A 15,967-nucleotide genomic window follows, 5' to 3' on the forward strand; every position below is an offset into this window, starting at 1 on the left:
GAGCCACCGTCCCTTGTCCAGCCAAGCGCAAGTCATCAAGACCAGCCTCCCCAGCCCGCCGCCGTCCGTGGATGTCCTGCTGTCCACGGTCCTGGAGGCCGTTGCCGAACTGAAGGCGGTGGATGTCACCGAGATCGACGTGCGCGGCAAGACCAGCGTGTGCGACTACATGGTGGTCGCCTCCGGCACGTCGACCCGCCATGTGAAATCGATCGCAGATGAAGTGGTGAAGTTCGCCAAGCGCCTCGGCTGCCAGCCGCTGGGCGTGGAGGGCGAGCGCGAAGCCGAATGGGTGCTGGTCGACCTCGGCGACGTCGTGGCGCACATCATGCTGCCGCGGGTGCGCGAGTTCTATGCGCTGGAGCGGCTGTGGACGGTTGGCGACGAGCCGCCGGGTGGCGGCGATGATGGCGACGAGTTCGACCATCTCCGCGGCCAGGGCCGCAACCCCGGCCGCGACGACGGCTGAGGCCGGTGAAGGCGCGCCTGGTCGCCGTGGGCGAACGCCCGCCGGGCTGGGTCGCGGAAGGTTTCGCCGAATATCGCAAGCGGCTGTCGCACTGGCTGCCGCTTGAGCTCGTGGAAGTCGCCCCCGGCCTGCGCGGCAGGGGCCGCGACGCCGTGCGCGCCACCCATGATGAAGGCCAGCGCGTGCTGGCGGCGCTGCCGCGTGACGTGCACGTGGTCGCGCTGGATGGCCGCGGCCGCGCCTGGGATTCGGAAGCGCTTTCGACGCGACTGGAACACTGGCGCGGGCAGGGCCGCGACCTCGCGTTCCTGGTCGGCGGGCCCGAAGGCCACGCCGACGACGTGTTGGCCCGCGCCGACGAATCCTGGTCGCTGGGCCCGCTGACCCTGCCGCACATGCTGGTGCGGCTGGTGCTGGCCGAGCAGCTGTACCGCGCCGCGGCGCTGCTCGCCAACCATCCCTACCACCGGGCCTAGGCCCGGGTCGCGCTCAGCCGCGGTCGAGCCTGAAGTCGATGGGGACCAGGCCGATCGCCTGTACTGCGTGGCCGTCGCGCATCGCCGGCTGGAAGCGCCAATGCCGCTGCACGTGGCGGCGCGCGGCCTCGTCCAGCTGGCGATGGCCGCTGCCTTGCTGCACTGCGACCCGCAGCGGCCGGCCATCGATGTCCACCAGGACCTGCAGCATCACCGTGCCCTGCAGCCCCGCGCGCAGCGCCTCGCGCGGGTAGGGCGGTGCGCTGGCCTCGGCATAGGCCAGGCGCATGCCGGTCAGCGGGCCGGACGCCGGCGGTGCGATGTCGGCACCGCCGTGCTCCAGCGGCGGGGCCGGATCGGCGGCGATGGTTCCGCCATCGACCAGCGGGGGCGCGACCGGGGCCGGGTCGGGCGCGACCACGCGTTGCGCGGGAGCGGTCGGCGTGGATGGGACGACCGGACGCTCCACCGGCACGATCTCCGGCGGTGGGGGCGGCGGCACCGGCCTGGCCTCGAACCACTCGGTCTCGAGGCCGCGCGGCGCCGCGGGTTCGGAGGTGGGCCGGGACAGCGGGACCAGCATCAACAACAGCAGCGCACCGTTGAGCAGCAGCGTGCCGGACACCCCGGCGATGCGCACCGGATCGGGCCGGCTGGCGGCATGCGGCTCGTGGCGCGCATGCGGGACGGACGACGGACTGCGGACTTCGGGCTGCAGGACCATGGACCACCTCCTCGTTGTACCGGCACGGTGCCGGTTGCACGGGGGCCAACGCGCGGCCGGCGGCCGCGGGGTTGTCAGCGCCCCAGTTCGAACACTACCTCCAGATTGACTCCCAGGGTGTTCTCGCCCGTCGCCACCGGGGTCGACTCCGCGTCCATGGCCACCCTCGCGCGCATGGCATACATCGGCCGCGGCTGCGGGATGCTGCCGCCTTCGCTGATGCTCACGATGCGGCGCACGCGCAGGTCCAGCGCCTTGGCATACATGTCGGCACGGGCGCGGGCGAGTTCGAGCGCCTTGCGCCGCGCCTCGTCGTAGACCACCTCTGGCTGGTCGATGCCGAAGCTGGGGCCGTTGACGTTGTTGGCGCCGCTGGCCACCAGGGCATCAAGCACTTCGCCAAGCTTGGCGATGTCGCGCACCGTCAAGTTCACCGTGTTGCTGGCGTTGTAACCGGAGATCCGCGGCTCTTCGTTCTCGACGTGCCGGTAGCTCGGATGGATGTTGATGCCGGAGGTCTGGATGTCCTTTTCGGCCACGCCCGCGGCGCGGATCGCAGCCATCACCCGCGACATCTGCGCGGCGTTCTCGCGCATCGCCGTATTGGCGTCGGCGGCCTGGGTGACCACGCCGGCCGAGGCAGTGGCGATGTCGGGCGCGCGGCTGGATTCGCCGCGGGCCGAAACCGAGAGCAGGGTGCCGTCGCTGCTGGCTCCGGCGTAGGTGGCTTGCGCGGACGCGGTCATGGCAAGGCTCCCGAAGGCAAGGGCGGTGGCAAGGGCGGCGGCGGATGCCGTACGCAGGATGGCTGGGCTCATGTGGATCTCCGGAAGCGATGGAAACAGGGTCGAGGCGTGGGAGTGAACGGGTCGTGAGCCGGAACGGGGTTGCGGCCGCGGCGCGCCGGCTGGCCGCATCCCCGGCACGGTATCCTTCCGGGATGCTCCACCTTGCCTCCAAATCACCCCGCCGACGCGAACTGCTGGCGCGCCTGGGACTCGACTTCGGCGTGCTCGACGTCGACGTGCCGGAGGAGCGTGCGCCCGGCGAATCGGCGGAAGGCTATGTCGCGCGCGTTGCCCGCGACAAGGCCGGCGCCGGGCTGCTGCGCGTGGTCGCGGTTCCTGGCGCGGTGGTGCTGGGCTCGGATACCGAAGTGGTGCTCGACGACGAGGTGTTCGGCAAGCCTGCCGATGCAGCCACGGCCGAGGCCATGCTGCGCCGCCTGTCGGACCGCACGCACCGGGTGCTGACTGCAGTGTCGGTGGTGTCCGCCGGGCGCGAGGCACGGGTGATGGTGGCCAGCGAGGTCGCCTTCGCGCCGCTGTCAGACGATGACATTGCCGACTACGTCGCCAGCGGCGAGCCCATGGGCCGCGCCGGTGCCTATGCCATCCAGGGCGGCGCCGAGCGCTTCGTCAGCCGCCTGGCCGGCAGCTATTCCGGGGTGATGGGCCTGCCCTTGCACGAGACCGCCGCGCTGCTGCGCGAATTCGGCATCCACGCGTGCACGCCGCGCGCGGATGGCGGCACATGAGCGAGGAGATCCTGGTCAACGTGACCCCGCGCGAGACCCGAGTGGCGGTGGTCGAGAACGGAATGCTCCAGGAGCTGCACATCGAGCGCGGCTGGAGCCGCGGGGTGGTCGGCAACATCTACAAGGGCCGCGTGCAGCGGGTGATGCCGGGCATGCAGGCGGCGTTCGTCGACGTCGGCCTGGAGCGCGCGGCCTTCCTGCATGCCAACGACGTGCTGCGGCCCGGCCGCGCCGAGGGCCTCACCGTGGAAGAACCCGGCCCGGGTCCCGCGCAGCCGGCGCCGCAGGCCACCCCGCCGATCAGCGAGCTGCTTCGCGACGGCCAGGAAGTCGTGGTGCAGGTGGTGAAGGATCCGATCGGCGGCAAGGGTGCGCGCCTGACCACACAGATCAGCATTCCTTCGCGCTACCTGGTGTTGCTGCCGCAGTCGCGGGTGATCGGCGTCTCGGCGCGGATCGAGGATGAAGCCGAACGCGCGCGCTTGAAGTCACTGGTCGGTGAACGCGCACTCGTGAACGGCCACGGCTACATCGTGCGCACGAACGCGGAAGGCCAGCCGGCCGAAGCGCTGGCCGAAGACATCGCCTACCTGGCGCGTGCCTGGGCGCTGGTCGAGCGCGGCGTCGCCGGGGCCCGCGTGGGTGCCTGCGTCTACGAGGACCTGACCTTGCCGATGCGCGCGGTGCGCGACCTGATGCGCCGCGACGTGGAAAAGGTGAAGGTGGATTCGCGCGAGACCTGCGACCGGCTGAAGGCCTTCGCCGCGCAGTACATGCCGGAGCTGGCCGAGAAGATCGAGCATTACAGCGGCGCCCGCCCGGTGTTCGACCTGTACGGGGTGGAAGACGAGATCGGCCGCGCGCTGGAAAACGAAGTGCCGCTGAAGTCCGGTGGCTACCTGGTGATCGACCAGACCGAGGCGATGACCACGGTGGACGTCAACACCGGTTCGTTCCTGGGCCAACGCAACCTCGAGGAGACGGTGTACCGCACCAACCTGGAGGCCGCGCAGGCGGTGGCGCGCCAGCTCAGGCTGCGCAACCTGGGCGGCATCATCATCATCGACTTCATCGACATGACCGATCCCGAGCATCGCCGCCAGGTGCTGCGCACGCTGGAGAAGTCGCTGGCGCCGGATCATGCCAGGACCACGGTCTACGACTTTTCGCCGCTGGGCCTGGTGGAAATGACGCGCAAGCGCACGGTCGAAAGCCTGGAGCGCCAGCTCAGCGAGACCTGCCACGAGTGCGGCGGCCGCGGGATGCTCAAAACCGCGGAAACGGTCACCTACGAGGTGTTCCGCGAGATCGTGCGCGCGGTGCGCCAGTTCGACGCCGAGCGCCTGCTGGTGATCGCCTCGCCCAAGGTGGTGGTGCGGATCACCGAAGAGGAGTCGGCCGCGGTGGCCGAGCTCGAGGAGTTCCTCGGCAAGAGCATCCGCTTCCAGGCCGACGAGCAGTACCTGCAGGAGCAGTTCGATGTCGTGCTGCTCTGAGCCCCGCGCACGGCGCGCAGGCCGCTGATGCCCGGCCGGCTCCGCCGCGGCCTGCGTCGCGCGCGGCGCGGCGCCTGGTATGTGTCCGCCGTCGGCCTGGTGCTGATGGCGCTGGGCGCCGGCCTCACCAGCCAGCTGCTGCCGCTGGCCGAACGCCATCCCGACCGGATCGCGGAGTGGCTTGGCAAGCGTGCCGGGCGGCCGGTGTCATTCGACGGCCTGGAGACGGCGTGGACGCGGCGCGGCCCGCTGCTGCGCCTGGACGGACTGCGCATCGGCGAGGGGCCCGACGCGATCCCGGTCGGCGAGGCCGAAGTGCTGGTGGCGCAGTACGCCGGCCTGCTGCCCGGGCGTTCGTTCACCGAGCTGCGCCTGCGCGGGCTCGAGCTCAGGCTGGAACGCAGCGACGACGGTCGCTGGCAGGTGCGTGGGCTGCCCGGCGAAGCGCAGTCCGACGGCGATCCGTTTGCCGCCCTGGAAGGCCTGGGCGAACTGCAGGTGGTGGACGGGGTGCTGGAGGTGTCGGCGCCGGGCCTGGGGATTGCATCGCGCCTGGGCGAGGTCGACCTGCGCCTGCGCGTGGACGGCAACCGTGTGCGCGCTGCGGCGCGCGCCTGGATGCGCCCGGGGGTATCGCCCCTGGACATCACCGCCGAGCTTGATCGCGACAGCGGCGATGCACGCGCCTGGATGGCGCTGCGCCGTGCGGACCTGTCGGCATGGTCGGAACTGCGCGCCGGCGGCATTGGTCCGGTGTCGGGCTCGGGCCGGATCCAGGCTTGGGCGCGCCTGCGCGGCTATCGCGTGGAGTCGTTGACGCTGCGCGCAGGGCTCGAGGGGCTGCGCCTGGATGGTGGCGGCGATGCCGGCGACCCGCGGCGCGAGGTGGGCATCGGGCCGCTCGATATCGACGCGCGCTGGACCGCGCTGGACGGCGGCTGGCGCCTCGATGCGCCGCGGCTGCGCCTGGGCAAAGGCGGGCAGGAGCAAACGCTCGACGGGCTGCTGCTGGCGGGCGGCGCGCGCCGCGCGCTGGTCGCCGATCGCGTCGATGCCGGGGCATTGCTGTCGTTGGCGCCGCTGCTGCCGTCGATGCCGTCCCCGCTCGTGGACTGGCTGCGCGAGGCGCGGCCGGCAGGCGTCCTGCATGAGGTGGACGTGGCCGGCGAGGCGGGCGGCGCGCTGCGCGCAAGCGCGCGCATCGAGGGGGTCGGGTTCCTGCCACGCGGCGGCGCACCCGGCGTGTCCGGGCTGGCCGGCAGCGTCCGCGGCGATGCCGCCGGGCTGGTCTTCACTTCCGATCCGGAGGCGACGGTGCATGTCGACTGGCCGATGGGCTTTGGTCCGCCGCCGCATGCGATCCGGCTGCGCGGCGAGGTGGCGGCCTGGGCTGCCGACGGTGGGTGGCAGGTGCACACCGCCGCGCTGCGGATCGATGGTCAGGGCTATGGCGCCGACGTCCGCGGAGGCCTGGCGTTCGAAGGTGATGGAACCCGGCCGCGCATCGACCTGGCCGCCGACATCGACGCTGCACGCGTACCGGTGGCCAAGCGCTTCTGGGTCCGCCACATCATGCCCGCGGCGGCGGTGGACTGGCTGGACTCCGCCCTGGTCGACGGCCGCGTGCTCGATGGTCGCGCAGTGGTGTCGGGCGACCTTGATGACTGGCCATTCGACTCCGCGGACGGCTTGGCCGGGCGCGGGCTGTTCCACGCATCGGGCAGGCTCGAGGACGCCGTGGTCCGCTTCGATCCCGACTGGCCAGCCGCGGAGGCGCTCGCGGGGCGCGTGGACTTCATCGCCAATGGCTTCACGCTCGAAGGCAGCGCGGAGCTTGGGGGCGTGCCCATGGAATCGCTGCGCGCCGGCATCGCCGATTTCGGACAGGCGCCGCTGCGGCTGTCGGCCGAATTCGCGTCGGACGCGGCACCCGTTCTGGCGCTGCTCCGTGCCAGCCCGCTCCGCGAGGGGCGCGAGGAGCTGCTGGACGCGCTTGATGTTTCGGGGCCGCTGAGCGCCACCTACGCCATGACGCTTCCACTGGGTGATGGCGACGGTGGGGACGGATTGCAGGTGTCCGGCCGGGTGGCACTGGCCGGCGCGAAGCTCGCGGAAACGCGATGGGAAATCGCCTTCGACGATGTCCACGGCGAGGCCCGCTACGATGAGTCGGGCTTCGCTGCCGATGGCCTCCGGGTGCGTCGCGAGGGCCAGCCGGGCCGCCTGTCGCTGCGTGCGGGCCAGCCGCATGTGTGCGACCATGCAATGGCCTTCGAGGCCGAGCTTGAGGCGAGCGTGGCGTCGTCCGAACTCGCCGCGCGCGCGCCGGAGCTGGCGTGGCTGGGCGCGCACATGGACGGACGCTCTTCGTGGACGGTGGCCCTGGGCCTGCCCGGGGACGCCGGCAGCGATGGCGCCGGCGGCAGGCTGCAGCTGCGCTCGGACCTGGTGGGGACGCGGCTCACGCTGCCCCGGCCGCTGGACAAGCCGGCCACCCGGCCGCTGGCCACGCGCATCGAGCTGACCCTGCCGATGGGCGAGGACGACATCGACGTAGTGCTGGGTGACCGTGTCGCACTGCGCGCGCGCAGCCGCGCCGGGCGCACGGGCGTACTTGCGGTGCTTGGCCGCGATCGCGTCGACGCGGCGCCGCCCGATTCGGGCATCCGGATCGAGGGCCGCACGCCGATGCTTGATGCGATGGAATGGGCGGGGATGTTCAGCGGCGGCGGCCAGGGCGGCACCGATGGCCTCGCGCTGCGCGGGATCGACCTGGTCGCCGGCAGGCTGCAGCTGCTGGGCGCGAGCTTTCCGGAGACCCGCGTGGTGGCGCGGCCGGAGCGCGGGGCCACCGCGGTCCGGTTCGATGGCGAGGCACTGGCCGGCAGCCTGCGCATCCCGCATGCCGAGGGCGCGGTGCTGTCGGGCCATCTGCAGCGGCTGTACTGGCGCAGCGCCGACGGAGCGGAGCGGACTGCAGGCACCGCCGGGCCCCGCGACCGGCGGTCAGGCGCGGCGGATCCCGATGGCGCGCTTGCTGCAGATGCCGACATCGACCCTGCAACCATCCCGCCACTGGCGCTTGTGATCGACGAACTGCGGGTTGCGAAGGCATCGCTCGGCAAGCTGGACCTGCGCACGCGCCCGATCGCCAACGGCCTGCAGGTCGAGTCGCTGCAGCTGCGTGCACCAGAACAATCGATCGATATCGAAGGCGCCTGGACCGGCCGCGGCGCCCAGGCGTGGACCCGGGTGCAGGTGGCCGTGGACAGCGGCGATTTCGGCGCCCTGCTTGACGGCTTCGGCTTGGCCGGGCGCATGGACGGCGGCAACGGCACGGCGCGCTTCGAGGGTTCCTGGTCCGGTTCGCCGGCGGGCTTCAGGATAGGCGGGCTCGAAGGCCGTCTTGCGCTCACGATCAAGGATGGACGCCTGGTGGAGGTCGAACCCGGTGCGGGCAGGGTCCTGGGCCTGCTGAGCGTTGCCGAGTTGCCGCGGCGGCTGATGCTTGATTTCCGCGACTTCTTCTCGCGCGGCTTCGCCTTCAACCGCATCGGCGGCGGCGTCGAGTTCGCCGATGGAATGGCGCGCGGCGACGAGCTGGTGATCGAGGGGCCTGCCGCCGAGATCCGCATCGGCGGCAGCGCCGACCTGCGCGCGCAGGCCTATGACCAGGTGATCGACGTGTTCCCGCGCACCGGCAGCCTGCTCACCGCGGTCGGCGCGATCACCGCCGGCCCGGTCGGTGCCGCGGTGGGTGCCGTGGCCAACGTCGTGCTCGAAAAGCCGCTTGGCCGCATGGGCGCGCGCCGATACCACGTCACCGGGCCCTGGAAGGATCCGAAGGTCGTGGTCGAGGGCCGGGAGATGCCGGCGCCAGCGGAGGATGCACCCGTGCCCGGGCCGGAGCCTGCGCCCGGGCCGGAGCCTGCGCCCGGGCCGGCCGATGACCCGCGGCCTTGATCCGCGGGCCAGCGCCCGCACGTCTATGTGATGACTTCCCGTGACCCCGAGCCGGACCCGACCATGAGCCAAGCCCTAGCGATTGCCGAATCACGCCTGCTGCTGCCCGCGGGCCTCGACGGCGGCGGCCTGGACCGCGCCTTCGGAACCCTTCTGGGCCCGGGCATAGATTTCGGCGACATCTATTTCCAGCACGCGCGACGCGAGAGCTGGACGGTCGAGGACGGCATCGTCAAGGACGGTGCGCATTCGATCGAACAGGGCGTGGGCGTGCGCGCGATCAGCGGCGAGAAGACCGGCTTCGCCTATGCCGACGACATCAACGCCGAATCGCTGCTGTCGGCGGCGGGCTCGGCGCGGGCGATTGCCCACAGCGGCGCCGAGCAGCGCGTGCAGGCACTGGTTCCGGCCGGCGCGCGTGCGCTGTATGCGCCCGAGGACCCTGTCGACGGCATGGCCAATGACGCCAAGGTCGAGGCCCTGCGCCGGGTCGACCGCCTGCTGCGCGCCGCCGACCCGCGGGTGAAGCAGGTGATGGTGAGCCTGTCGGGCGGCGTGGACACCATTTTCGTGGCGCGCTCGGACGGCGTGATGGCTGGCGACGTGCGGCCACTCGTGCGGCTCAACGTGCAGGTGATCGTGGAGCAGGGTGGCCGCCGCGAAAGCGGCTACGCCGGCTACGGCGGGCGCTATTCCTACGCCGAGCTGCTGGGCGACGGGCAGCCGGAGAAGTTCGCGCGCGAGGCGCTGCGCCAGGCGCTGGTGAACCTGGAGGCGATCGACGCGCCCGCAGGCGTGATGCCGGTGGTGCTCGGTTCGGGCTGGCCCGGCGTGCTGCTGCACGAAGCCGTCGGCCATGGCCTGGAAGGCGACTTCAACCGCAAGGGAACCAGCACCTATGCCGGGCGCATGGGCCAGCGCGTGGCGGCACCGGGCGTGACCATCGTCGACGACGGGACGCTCGACAAGCGCCGTGGATCGCTCAACGTCGATGACGAAGGCACGCCCACGCAGTGCACGACCCTGATCGAGGACGGCGTGCTGGTCGGCTACATGCAGGACACGCTCAACGCGCGGCTGATGGGCGTGGCGCCGACCGGAAACGGCCGCCGCGAATCCTTCGCGCACCTGGTGATGCCGCGCATGACCAATACCTACATGCTGGCGGGGAAGGATGATCCGGCCGACATGATCCGCTCGGTGAAGAAGGGCCTGTACGCGGTCAATTTCGGCGGTGGCCAGGTCGACATCACCAGCGGCAAATACGTGTTCTCGGCCACCGAGGCCTATCTGATCGAGGACGGCAGGGTGACGGCGCCGGTGAAGGGCGCGACGCTGATCGGCAGCGGGCCGGAGACAATGCAGAAGGTGCGCATGGTCGGCCACGACATGGCGCTTGACGACGGCGTCGGCATCTGCGGCAAGGACGGCCAGAGCGTTCCGGTCGGCGTCGGCCAGCCCTCGTTGCTGATCGACGGCATCACCGTCGGCGGCACCAGGGCCTGATGCCCGCCACGCCAATGGGTCAGTCGGTGGCGGTGGCGTCGGCGTCGTCCGCGCCAGCGGCTTCGGCCTGGCTGTCTAGCAGTGCGCGGATTTCGCGGTACAGCTCGCGGAAGGCGCGCGGCGGCTTGGTCGCCTTGCGCTCGGCCAGTGCGTTGCGCACCAGTTGCCGCAGGCGCTGGCTGTCGGCGCCGGGGAATTCGTCGATGAGCGCCGCCAGTGCGGCATCGCCTTCGTCGCCAAGCAGCCGCTCGCGCCATTCCTCGGCGCGGTGCAGGCGCGCGGTATCCAGGCGCGCGGCCTCGCCGCCGACGTCGAGCGCGTCATGCAGCGCGTCCAGCGCCTCGTCGTCTTCGCGGCGCAGTTGCTTGGCCAGGAAGGCGATCTCGCGCTTGCGCGCGATGTGCGAGCTGATGCGCCGCGCCTGCGCGATATGCGGCAGCATGTGCTCGCCCAGCGGCAGCTTCGCCAGCTTGCCCGGGTCCAGGTCGACCAGTTGTTTGGCCAGTTCCAGCACGTCCAGCGCCTCGCGGCGCTGCGCGCTGCGGCTGGGGCCGAGGAATTCGCCGCTGTCTTCGTCCTTGCCGCGCATGTCGTTCCAGCCGCCCGTTGAACCGTTTCAAGAAACCCAAGGATAAGGCATTGACCACCGCGATCACCGACGCCAGCCCCATGAACGACGACAGCCGCGAGCGCCTGGCGCGGCTGGAGGCCATCGCCGGGCAGCTGCTCGACCGCTGCCGCGATGCCGGAGCGACCCAGGCCGAGGTCTCTTCAAGCGAGGACCGCGGCCTCAACGTCAACGTGCGCATGGGCGAAGTGGAATCGGTGGAATCCACCCGTGACCGCGGCATCGCGGTCACCGTGTACTTCGGCAAGCGCAAGGGCAGCGCCAGCACCGCCGACCTGCGCGAAGAGAGCCTGGCGGCGACCGTCGAACAGGCCTGTGCCATCGCGCGCCACACCGAAGACGACGCCGCCGCCGGCCTGGCCGACGCTGCGCTGATGGCGCGCGACTTGCGCGACTTCGATGCCTGGCATCCGTGGGACATCGATGCGCAGGGCGCGGTCGCGCTGGCGCTGGCGGCCGAGCAGGCCGGTCGCGACGCCGATGCCAGGATCACCAACTCCGACGGCGCCGGCGTCGGCAGCGGTACTTCGCTGAGCGTGTACGCGAACTCGCACGGGTTCATCGGTGCCGAGCGCGGCAGCCACCACAGCGTGTCCTGCGCCTTGATCGCCGGTCGCGGTGAAGACATGCAGCGCGACGGCTGGTACAGCTACGCCCTGGCCGCGGACGACCTCGAACCCGCGGCCGCCATCGGCCGCGCAGCGGCGCAGCGCACGCTCGCACGCCTGGCCCCGGCGCCGTTGCCCACCGGCCGCTACCCGGTGCTGTTTTCGGCCGAAGTCGCACGTTCGCTGGTCGGCCACCTGCTGGGCGCGGTGTCCGGCGGTGCGCTGTACCGCGGTGCCAGCTTCCTGGTCGATGCGGCCGGCACGCAGCTGTTCCCGGACTGGTTCGCGATCCGCGAGCGCCCCTTCCTGGCGCGCGGCCTGCGCTCCGCCTCTTTCGATGCCGAAGGCGTGGCCACGCGTGAATCGGCCCTGGTCGACGCCGGCGTGCTGCAGCGCTACGTGCTCGGCAGCTACTCCGCGCGCCGGCTTGGCCTGGAGACCACCGCCAACGCCGGCGGCGTGCACAACCTCGAGGTCGCGGCGAACGCCGGCGGCTTCGACGAGCTGGTCCGCGGCATGGGCCGCGGCCTGGTGGTCACCAGCCTGATGGGGCAGGGCGTGAACACCATCACCGGCGACTATTCGCGCGGGGCGTCAGGCTTCCTGGTCGAGGACGGAGCCATCGTGCGTCCGGTCGACGGCATCACCGTGGCCGGCAACCTGCGCGACATGTTCACGGCGATCGAAGCGGTGGGCAGCGACGTCGATCCGCGCTCGCACATCCGCACCGGCTCGATCCTGGTCGGCGGGATGACGGTCGCGGGCAGCGACTGAAGCCGCGGCGTCATCGCAGCCGGGCCTGGCCCATCAGTTGGGTTGCCTGCGCACGCCGCGACCCCATCATTGCCTCGGGCCGGACTGTTTCCGGCTGGAGCCGGACCAATGGGTAATCCACTTCCTCTCGTCACCAGCACGCCGTCGGAGCGCCAGTGGGCCGCATTGGCGCATCTGGCTGCGCTGGTCCTGGCCCTGTGCACGGGCTGGATCGCAGGCGCGGCCGGCATGCTTGGTGCGGGCGCGATCTACCTGTTCAAGCGCGGCGAGTCGGAGTTCGTTGCCACCCATGCCCGCGAAGCGCTGAACTTCAACCTGAGCATGTTCATCTATGCCTGCGTCGCCACGGCGATCGGCATCGTGCTGGTCGGCGCCACCGTGCTGACCCTGGGCCTGGGTGCGATCGTGACCCTGCCCGCGGGACTGCTGCTCCTGCTGGCCTACTGCGCGATCGCGATCATGTGGCTGGTCTGCAGCGTGATCGCGATCGTCCGCGCATGGAACGGGCAGGCCTATCGCTACCCGTTGACGCTGCGCCTGCTCTGACCCCTGCCGACGCTCAGCGCCGGCCGCCGCGTTCGGCACCCCGGTCCAGCCGGTCCATGCGCTCGTCGAGCGGCGGGTGGGTGCGGTAAAGCTGGGCCAGGCGCGCCGGACGGCTGCCGAACGAAGCCATCTTCTGCAGTACCGAGTAGAACGCCAGCGGATCGAAACCGGCGCGTTGCAGATAGACCCCGGCCGCCGTGTCGGCACGATACTCGGCCTCACGGTCGAGATCGGTCAGCAGCACCGCGGCACCGTGCCGGTCGACGTAGTCCTTCACATGGGCCGCGGCGCCGGGCGCGCTGACCTGCGACAGCGCTACGTCCTTCCCGGCCTCGCGCACCTGCTGCCTGCGGATCACATCGAAGTGATCGCGCTGGACCACGTGCCCGAGCTCATGGGCGATCACCGCGGCCACCTCGGCATCGTCGGCAAGCAGCCCGTACAGGCCACGGGTCAGCAGGATGTATCCGCCGGGTGCCGCGTAGGCGTTGATCTCGCCGTCGTCGATGATGCCGAACGTCCAGGGCAGGCCGGGGCGCGATGTCTGCGAGGCCACCCAGCGCCCGATCAGGTTGACGCGGCGCTGCGCGGCATCGTCGTTCCACAGCGGTGCCGCGCCGAGCACGCGAGCGCTGACGGCGGGGCCGAAGGCCCGCTCTTCTTCGGCGATTTCCTGGTTGGACTTGCCGATCGCACGGTCCGCGATGCGGCTGCTCGCGGAGTCGCTGATCATGCCGCCACCGAGCTTGGACAGCAGGCCGCGCGCGGCCTTGAGGCTGCTGCGCTTGTCGGCCTGCGTGGCCTGGGTTCCGGAGACATCGAGTTCCTGCGCTTCACCCGGCAGGGGCACGCTGCGCGCCTGCCAGCCCTGCGCGCGTGCGTGCGCCGCGGCGGTGCCGGCATCGATGCGATGGGCCTCCAGCCGCGCCAGGCCGGCGGCGTCGTGGCGGCCAGCGGCCAGGACGCTGGCATCGATGCCGCGCACGGTCGCGGTTTCGGTGACGCGACCCTTGCCCGCCGTGCCCTGGAACAGCGCGCGCCGTCCGTCTTCATCGGACTCCTGGCCGGCCTGGGCCACGCGCACCTCGTTGATGCGGACATAGCCGCTGCGCCCGCCATCGAGCGCCAGCCGGTACCAGAGGCCCTGTTGCGCGCTGATCGCGACCGGTGCGTCGCGGCCCAGGGTGGTGATGGCCGGTGATTCGAAGTCGGGTGCCGCGCGCACTTCGACCGAGTGCTTGTGCACCACGGCGGGAAGATCCGCGGCGTGCGCGGGTACAGCCAGGCAGGCGGCCGCCGCGAACGCCAGCAGGCCCAGGCTCAGGGATCGGATGTTGTTTCGCATGGAGTTCCCTCCTCGGGCAACGGGTTTGGATGGATCCAGGTGTTGTGTTTCGCCAACGGCCAATGCGGGAGGCGGTCCAGGTCCTGGCCAAGCAGCGCGCGCAAGCGCAGCCGCCGGTCGCGAACGCCCTGGATGCCATGGGCCTTGCGGTCCTCGATCGTCGTCGTGGCGGCGCAGGCCATCACCCGCCCGATGCCGTCCCCGTCCAGGCGTTCGCCGCCAGCATTGAGCAGGGCGTGGAGCGCATCGAGGTCGGCCTGCGCCATCGCGCGCGCGGCGGCTTCGCCCTCAGCAGCCCAGGCCAGCAGGACCAGGTCGTCGAGCAGCGCCTGCATCCAGTGCTTGCGCTCGATCACGCCTTCGATCATCACGATGCGATCGCTGGAATGGACCAGCCTGCGCAGCCTGCGCCGGTATTCCCGGCGCGCGCGCTTGGCGCGCTGCGGCGACAGCGAGGGATCGGCTTCGAAGCGCAGGCGCGCAAGCAGCAGCCAGGGGCGCGCGGTGGGGTCGTATTCGCGCAGGTAGTCGGAGTTGCCGGTGGCGCGTCCGCGCTGCACCGCCGCGTAGCCCCGGCACAGTCCGAAGCACAGTGCGCCGAACGCGAGGCTGGCGAAAATGTCGATGAACCAGCCGAACAGCGTCAAGCCGACGAAGGCGACGGCAAGCAGCACCAGGTTGAGGGCGACGAACACCGGGTCGACGTCCTGGTGCGGTTCGCCGCGCCAGAAGACGAAGCAGGACAGCAGGACCAGGATCGCGGCCAGGGCGTATTTCAGCCAGCCGGGCGGCATCCGGATCCAGCTGCCGGTGAGCAGGGCCTCGGCGGCTTCGGCAAGGATCTCGACCCCGGGCATCGCCATGTCCACCGGCGTTGGCTTGCTGTCGTTGATCCCGGCGGCGGTGTGCCCGACCAGCGCGACCGCATCGCGCAGCGGTGGCAGCCCGCTGCCGCAGACCGGGACGCCTTCGATCAGGTCCGCGGCGCTGGCATAAGGCAGGCGCGAGCGCTCGCGCCAGTTGATGCGCAGTGCGCCGCCGCGTGCGGCCACGGCATCGGCGGTATCCGCGCCCGCGGCCTGTGACACGCGCAGCGCCATGGCCGGGATCGCCCAATCTCCGGCGGATTCGTACAGGCGGACGTCGCGCAGCACGCCATCCCTGCCGCGCTCTATGTTGACCAGCCCGGAATGCCGCGTCATGGCGGCACCATAGGGCTGGATCAGTGCGACGCCCGGTCCGGGCGTGGCGGCATCGGCAACGCGCCGCACCGCGCCTGGTGCTTCGGCGGCGGGCAGCGTCGCCAGGGAGTCGAAATCCGGGTGCATGCGGCTGGCCGCGAAGACGAACCTGCCGTCGCCGGCCGCGGCCATGGCTTCAAGCATGGCGTCGCCCACGGGGTCGGCGGGAGCGCGGTCGGCGTACAGCACGTCGATTCCGACTGCGCGAACGCCCGCGCGGTCCAGCGCATCCAGCAGGTCGGCATGGCGCTCGCGGCTCCAGGGCCAGCCGCCTTCGCCGCGGGCGCGGTAGTAGTCGATCGAGCAGTCGTCGATTTCGACCACCACGGTGCGCCCGCTGGGCACCGGCTCGATCGGCCGCCAGCCGATGATCTGGTCGAACACCGCGTCTTCCGCGGCGTCGAGCGCGCGCGCGTGCTGCATGTCCCAGCCCAGCCAGCCCAGCATCAGCACGGCCAGCAGGGGATAGAAGGCGAAGCGCAGCCGCTGCGAAATCCACGCCAGGGGTCGCCGGTAGCCACGTTCCACCACCGCCCACGCATCCATGAAGCTGATGCCGGCGCTCGCCATCATGCTGTCGATGGCAGCGCGCACCCTATGTCCGAACGACCCTCTCACCCCTGTCGCTGCGCCTCTTGCACCGGTTCAGGGGGT

General features: G+C 71.3%; 13 protein-coding genes. 8 read left to right on the plus strand and 5 right to left on the minus strand.

What is annotated here, in order from left to right:
• Nucleotides 1–13 precede the first annotated feature (13 nt).
• Both rsfS and rlmH read left to right on the plus strand, forming a co-directional pair.
• Complete coding sequence (gene rsfS, locus ACW7GZ_RS12035) at nucleotides 14–469, plus strand: ribosome silencing factor (protein ID WP_457002401.1); 456 nt, start codon at nucleotides 14–16, stop codon at nucleotides 467–469.
• Nucleotides 470–474: 5 nt separating this feature from the next.
• On the plus strand, nucleotides 475–945 hold the full coding sequence (gene rlmH, locus ACW7GZ_RS12040) for a 23S rRNA (pseudouridine(1915)-N(3))-methyltransferase RlmH (RefSeq protein ID WP_457002403.1): 471 nt from the start codon (nucleotides 475–477) through the stop codon (nucleotides 943–945).
• A 13-nt stretch (nucleotides 946–958) separates the two neighbouring features.
• On the opposite strand, the gene ACW7GZ_RS12045 is transcribed toward rlmH, so the two are convergent.
• Both ACW7GZ_RS12045 and ACW7GZ_RS12050 read right to left on the minus strand, forming a co-directional pair.
• Nucleotides 959–1,669: an energy transducer TonB gene (locus ACW7GZ_RS12045; RefSeq protein ID WP_457009409.1), complete on the minus strand. Its 711-nt coding sequence runs from the start codon at nucleotides 1,667–1,669 to the stop codon at nucleotides 959–961.
• Between the two features lie 74 nt (nucleotides 1,670–1,743).
• The gene (locus ACW7GZ_RS12050; RefSeq protein ID WP_457009411.1) at nucleotides 1,744–2,487 is read right to left on the minus strand and encodes an SIMPL domain-containing protein; all 744 of its coding nucleotides are present in this window, start codon (nucleotides 2,485–2,487) and stop codon (nucleotides 1,744–1,746) included.
• A gap of 122 nt (nucleotides 2,488–2,609) precedes the next feature.
• Between ACW7GZ_RS12050 and ACW7GZ_RS12055 the strand changes: the two genes are divergently transcribed.
• The 4 genes from ACW7GZ_RS12055 to tldD all read left to right on the plus strand — a co-directional run bounded on the left by ACW7GZ_RS12055 (nucleotide 2,610) and on the right by tldD (nucleotide 10,171).
• A complete protein-coding gene (locus ACW7GZ_RS12055; protein WP_457009413.1) occupies nucleotides 2,610–3,206 on the plus strand; it encodes a Maf family protein in 597 nt (198 codons plus the stop codon).
• The gene (rng, locus tag ACW7GZ_RS12060) at nucleotides 3,203–4,702 is read left to right on the plus strand and encodes a ribonuclease G (RefSeq protein ID WP_457002409.1); all 1,500 of its coding nucleotides are present in this window, start codon (nucleotides 3,203–3,205) and stop codon (nucleotides 4,700–4,702) included. The genes ACW7GZ_RS12055 and rng overlap by 4 nt, the downstream gene beginning before the upstream one ends.
• Nucleotides 4,703–4,729: 27 nt before the next feature.
• Nucleotides 4,730–8,665, plus strand: a complete 3,936-nt coding sequence (locus ACW7GZ_RS12065) for a YhdP family protein (protein WP_457009415.1) — start codon at nucleotides 4,730–4,732, stop codon at nucleotides 8,663–8,665.
• Between the two features lie 63 nt (nucleotides 8,666–8,728).
• Nucleotides 8,729–10,171: a metalloprotease TldD gene (gene tldD / locus ACW7GZ_RS12070; RefSeq protein ID WP_457002413.1), complete on the plus strand. Its 1,443-nt coding sequence runs from the start codon at nucleotides 8,729–8,731 to the stop codon at nucleotides 10,169–10,171.
• 19 nt (nucleotides 10,172–10,190) lie between these two features.
• On the opposite strand, the gene yjgA is transcribed toward tldD, so the two are convergent.
• Nucleotides 10,191–10,760, minus strand: a complete 570-nt coding sequence (gene yjgA / locus ACW7GZ_RS12075; RefSeq protein ID WP_457009417.1) for a ribosome biogenesis factor YjgA — start codon at nucleotides 10,758–10,760, stop codon at nucleotides 10,191–10,193.
• An 80-nt stretch (nucleotides 10,761–10,840) separates the two neighbouring features.
• On the opposite strand from yjgA, the gene pmbA reads away from it, so the two are divergent.
• Nucleotides 10,841–12,181 (plus strand): metalloprotease PmbA, encoded by a 1,341-nt coding sequence (gene pmbA / locus ACW7GZ_RS12080; protein WP_457002885.1) that lies wholly within the window; start codon nucleotides 10,841–10,843, stop codon nucleotides 12,179–12,181.
• 108 nt (nucleotides 12,182–12,289) lie between these two features.
• The gene (locus ACW7GZ_RS12085) at nucleotides 12,290–12,727 is read left to right on the plus strand and encodes a DUF4870 domain-containing protein (protein ID WP_457002417.1); all 438 of its coding nucleotides are present in this window, start codon (nucleotides 12,290–12,292) and stop codon (nucleotides 12,725–12,727) included.
• Between the two features lie 13 nt (nucleotides 12,728–12,740).
• Here the strand turns inward: ACW7GZ_RS12085 and ACW7GZ_RS12090 are convergent, their stop codons facing one another.
• Nucleotides 12,741–14,072: a M48 family metalloprotease gene (locus tag ACW7GZ_RS12090; RefSeq protein ID WP_457002418.1), complete on the minus strand. Its 1,332-nt coding sequence runs from the start codon at nucleotides 14,070–14,072 to the stop codon at nucleotides 12,741–12,743.
• Nucleotides 14,048–15,907 carry a CHASE2 domain-containing protein gene (locus ACW7GZ_RS12095; RefSeq protein WP_457002420.1) on the minus strand — a complete coding sequence of 620 codons (1,860 nt, stop codon included), beginning with the start codon at nucleotides 15,905–15,907 and terminating at the stop codon, nucleotides 14,048–14,050. Before ACW7GZ_RS12095 ends, ACW7GZ_RS12090 begins: the two co-directional genes overlap by 25 nt.
• Nucleotides 15,908–15,967: the final 60 nt, after the last annotated feature.

This window comes from Luteimonas sp. A537 (assembly GCF_054052065.1).

What these genes read in the sequence shown, in the direction of transcription:
- ACW7GZ_RS12045 (WP_457009409.1), bottom strand. Translation starts at nt 1,669, where the DNA reads ATGGTCCTGCAGCCCGAAGTCCGCAGTCCGTCGTCCGTCCCGCATGCG.
- ACW7GZ_RS12050 (WP_457009411.1), bottom strand. Translation starts at nt 2,487, where the DNA reads ATGAGCCCAGCCATCCTGCGTACGGCATCCGCCGCCGCCCTTGCCACC.
- ACW7GZ_RS12055 (WP_457009413.1), top strand. Translation starts at nt 2,610, where the DNA reads ATGCTCCACCTTGCCTCCAAATCACCCCGCCGACGCGAACTGCTGGCG.
- rng (WP_457002409.1), top strand. Translation starts at nt 3,203, where the DNA reads ATGAGCGAGGAGATCCTGGTCAACGTGACCCCGCGCGAGACCCGAGTG.
- ACW7GZ_RS12065 (WP_457009415.1), top strand. Translation starts at nt 4,730, where the DNA reads ATGCCCGGCCGGCTCCGCCGCGGCCTGCGTCGCGCGCGGCGCGGCGCC.
- tldD (WP_457002413.1), top strand. Translation starts at nt 8,729, where the DNA reads ATGAGCCAAGCCCTAGCGATTGCCGAATCACGCCTGCTGCTGCCCGCG.
- yjgA (WP_457009417.1), bottom strand. Translation starts at nt 10,760, where the DNA reads ATGCGCGGCAAGGACGAAGACAGCGGCGAATTCCTCGGCCCCAGCCGC.
- pmbA (WP_457002885.1), top strand. Translation starts at nt 10,841, where the DNA reads ATGAACGACGACAGCCGCGAGCGCCTGGCGCGGCTGGAGGCCATCGCC.
- ACW7GZ_RS12085 (WP_457002417.1), top strand. Translation starts at nt 12,290, where the DNA reads ATGGGTAATCCACTTCCTCTCGTCACCAGCACGCCGTCGGAGCGCCAG.
- ACW7GZ_RS12090 (WP_457002418.1), bottom strand. Translation starts at nt 14,072, where the DNA reads ATGCGAAACAACATCCGATCCCTGAGCCTGGGCCTGCTGGCGTTCGCG.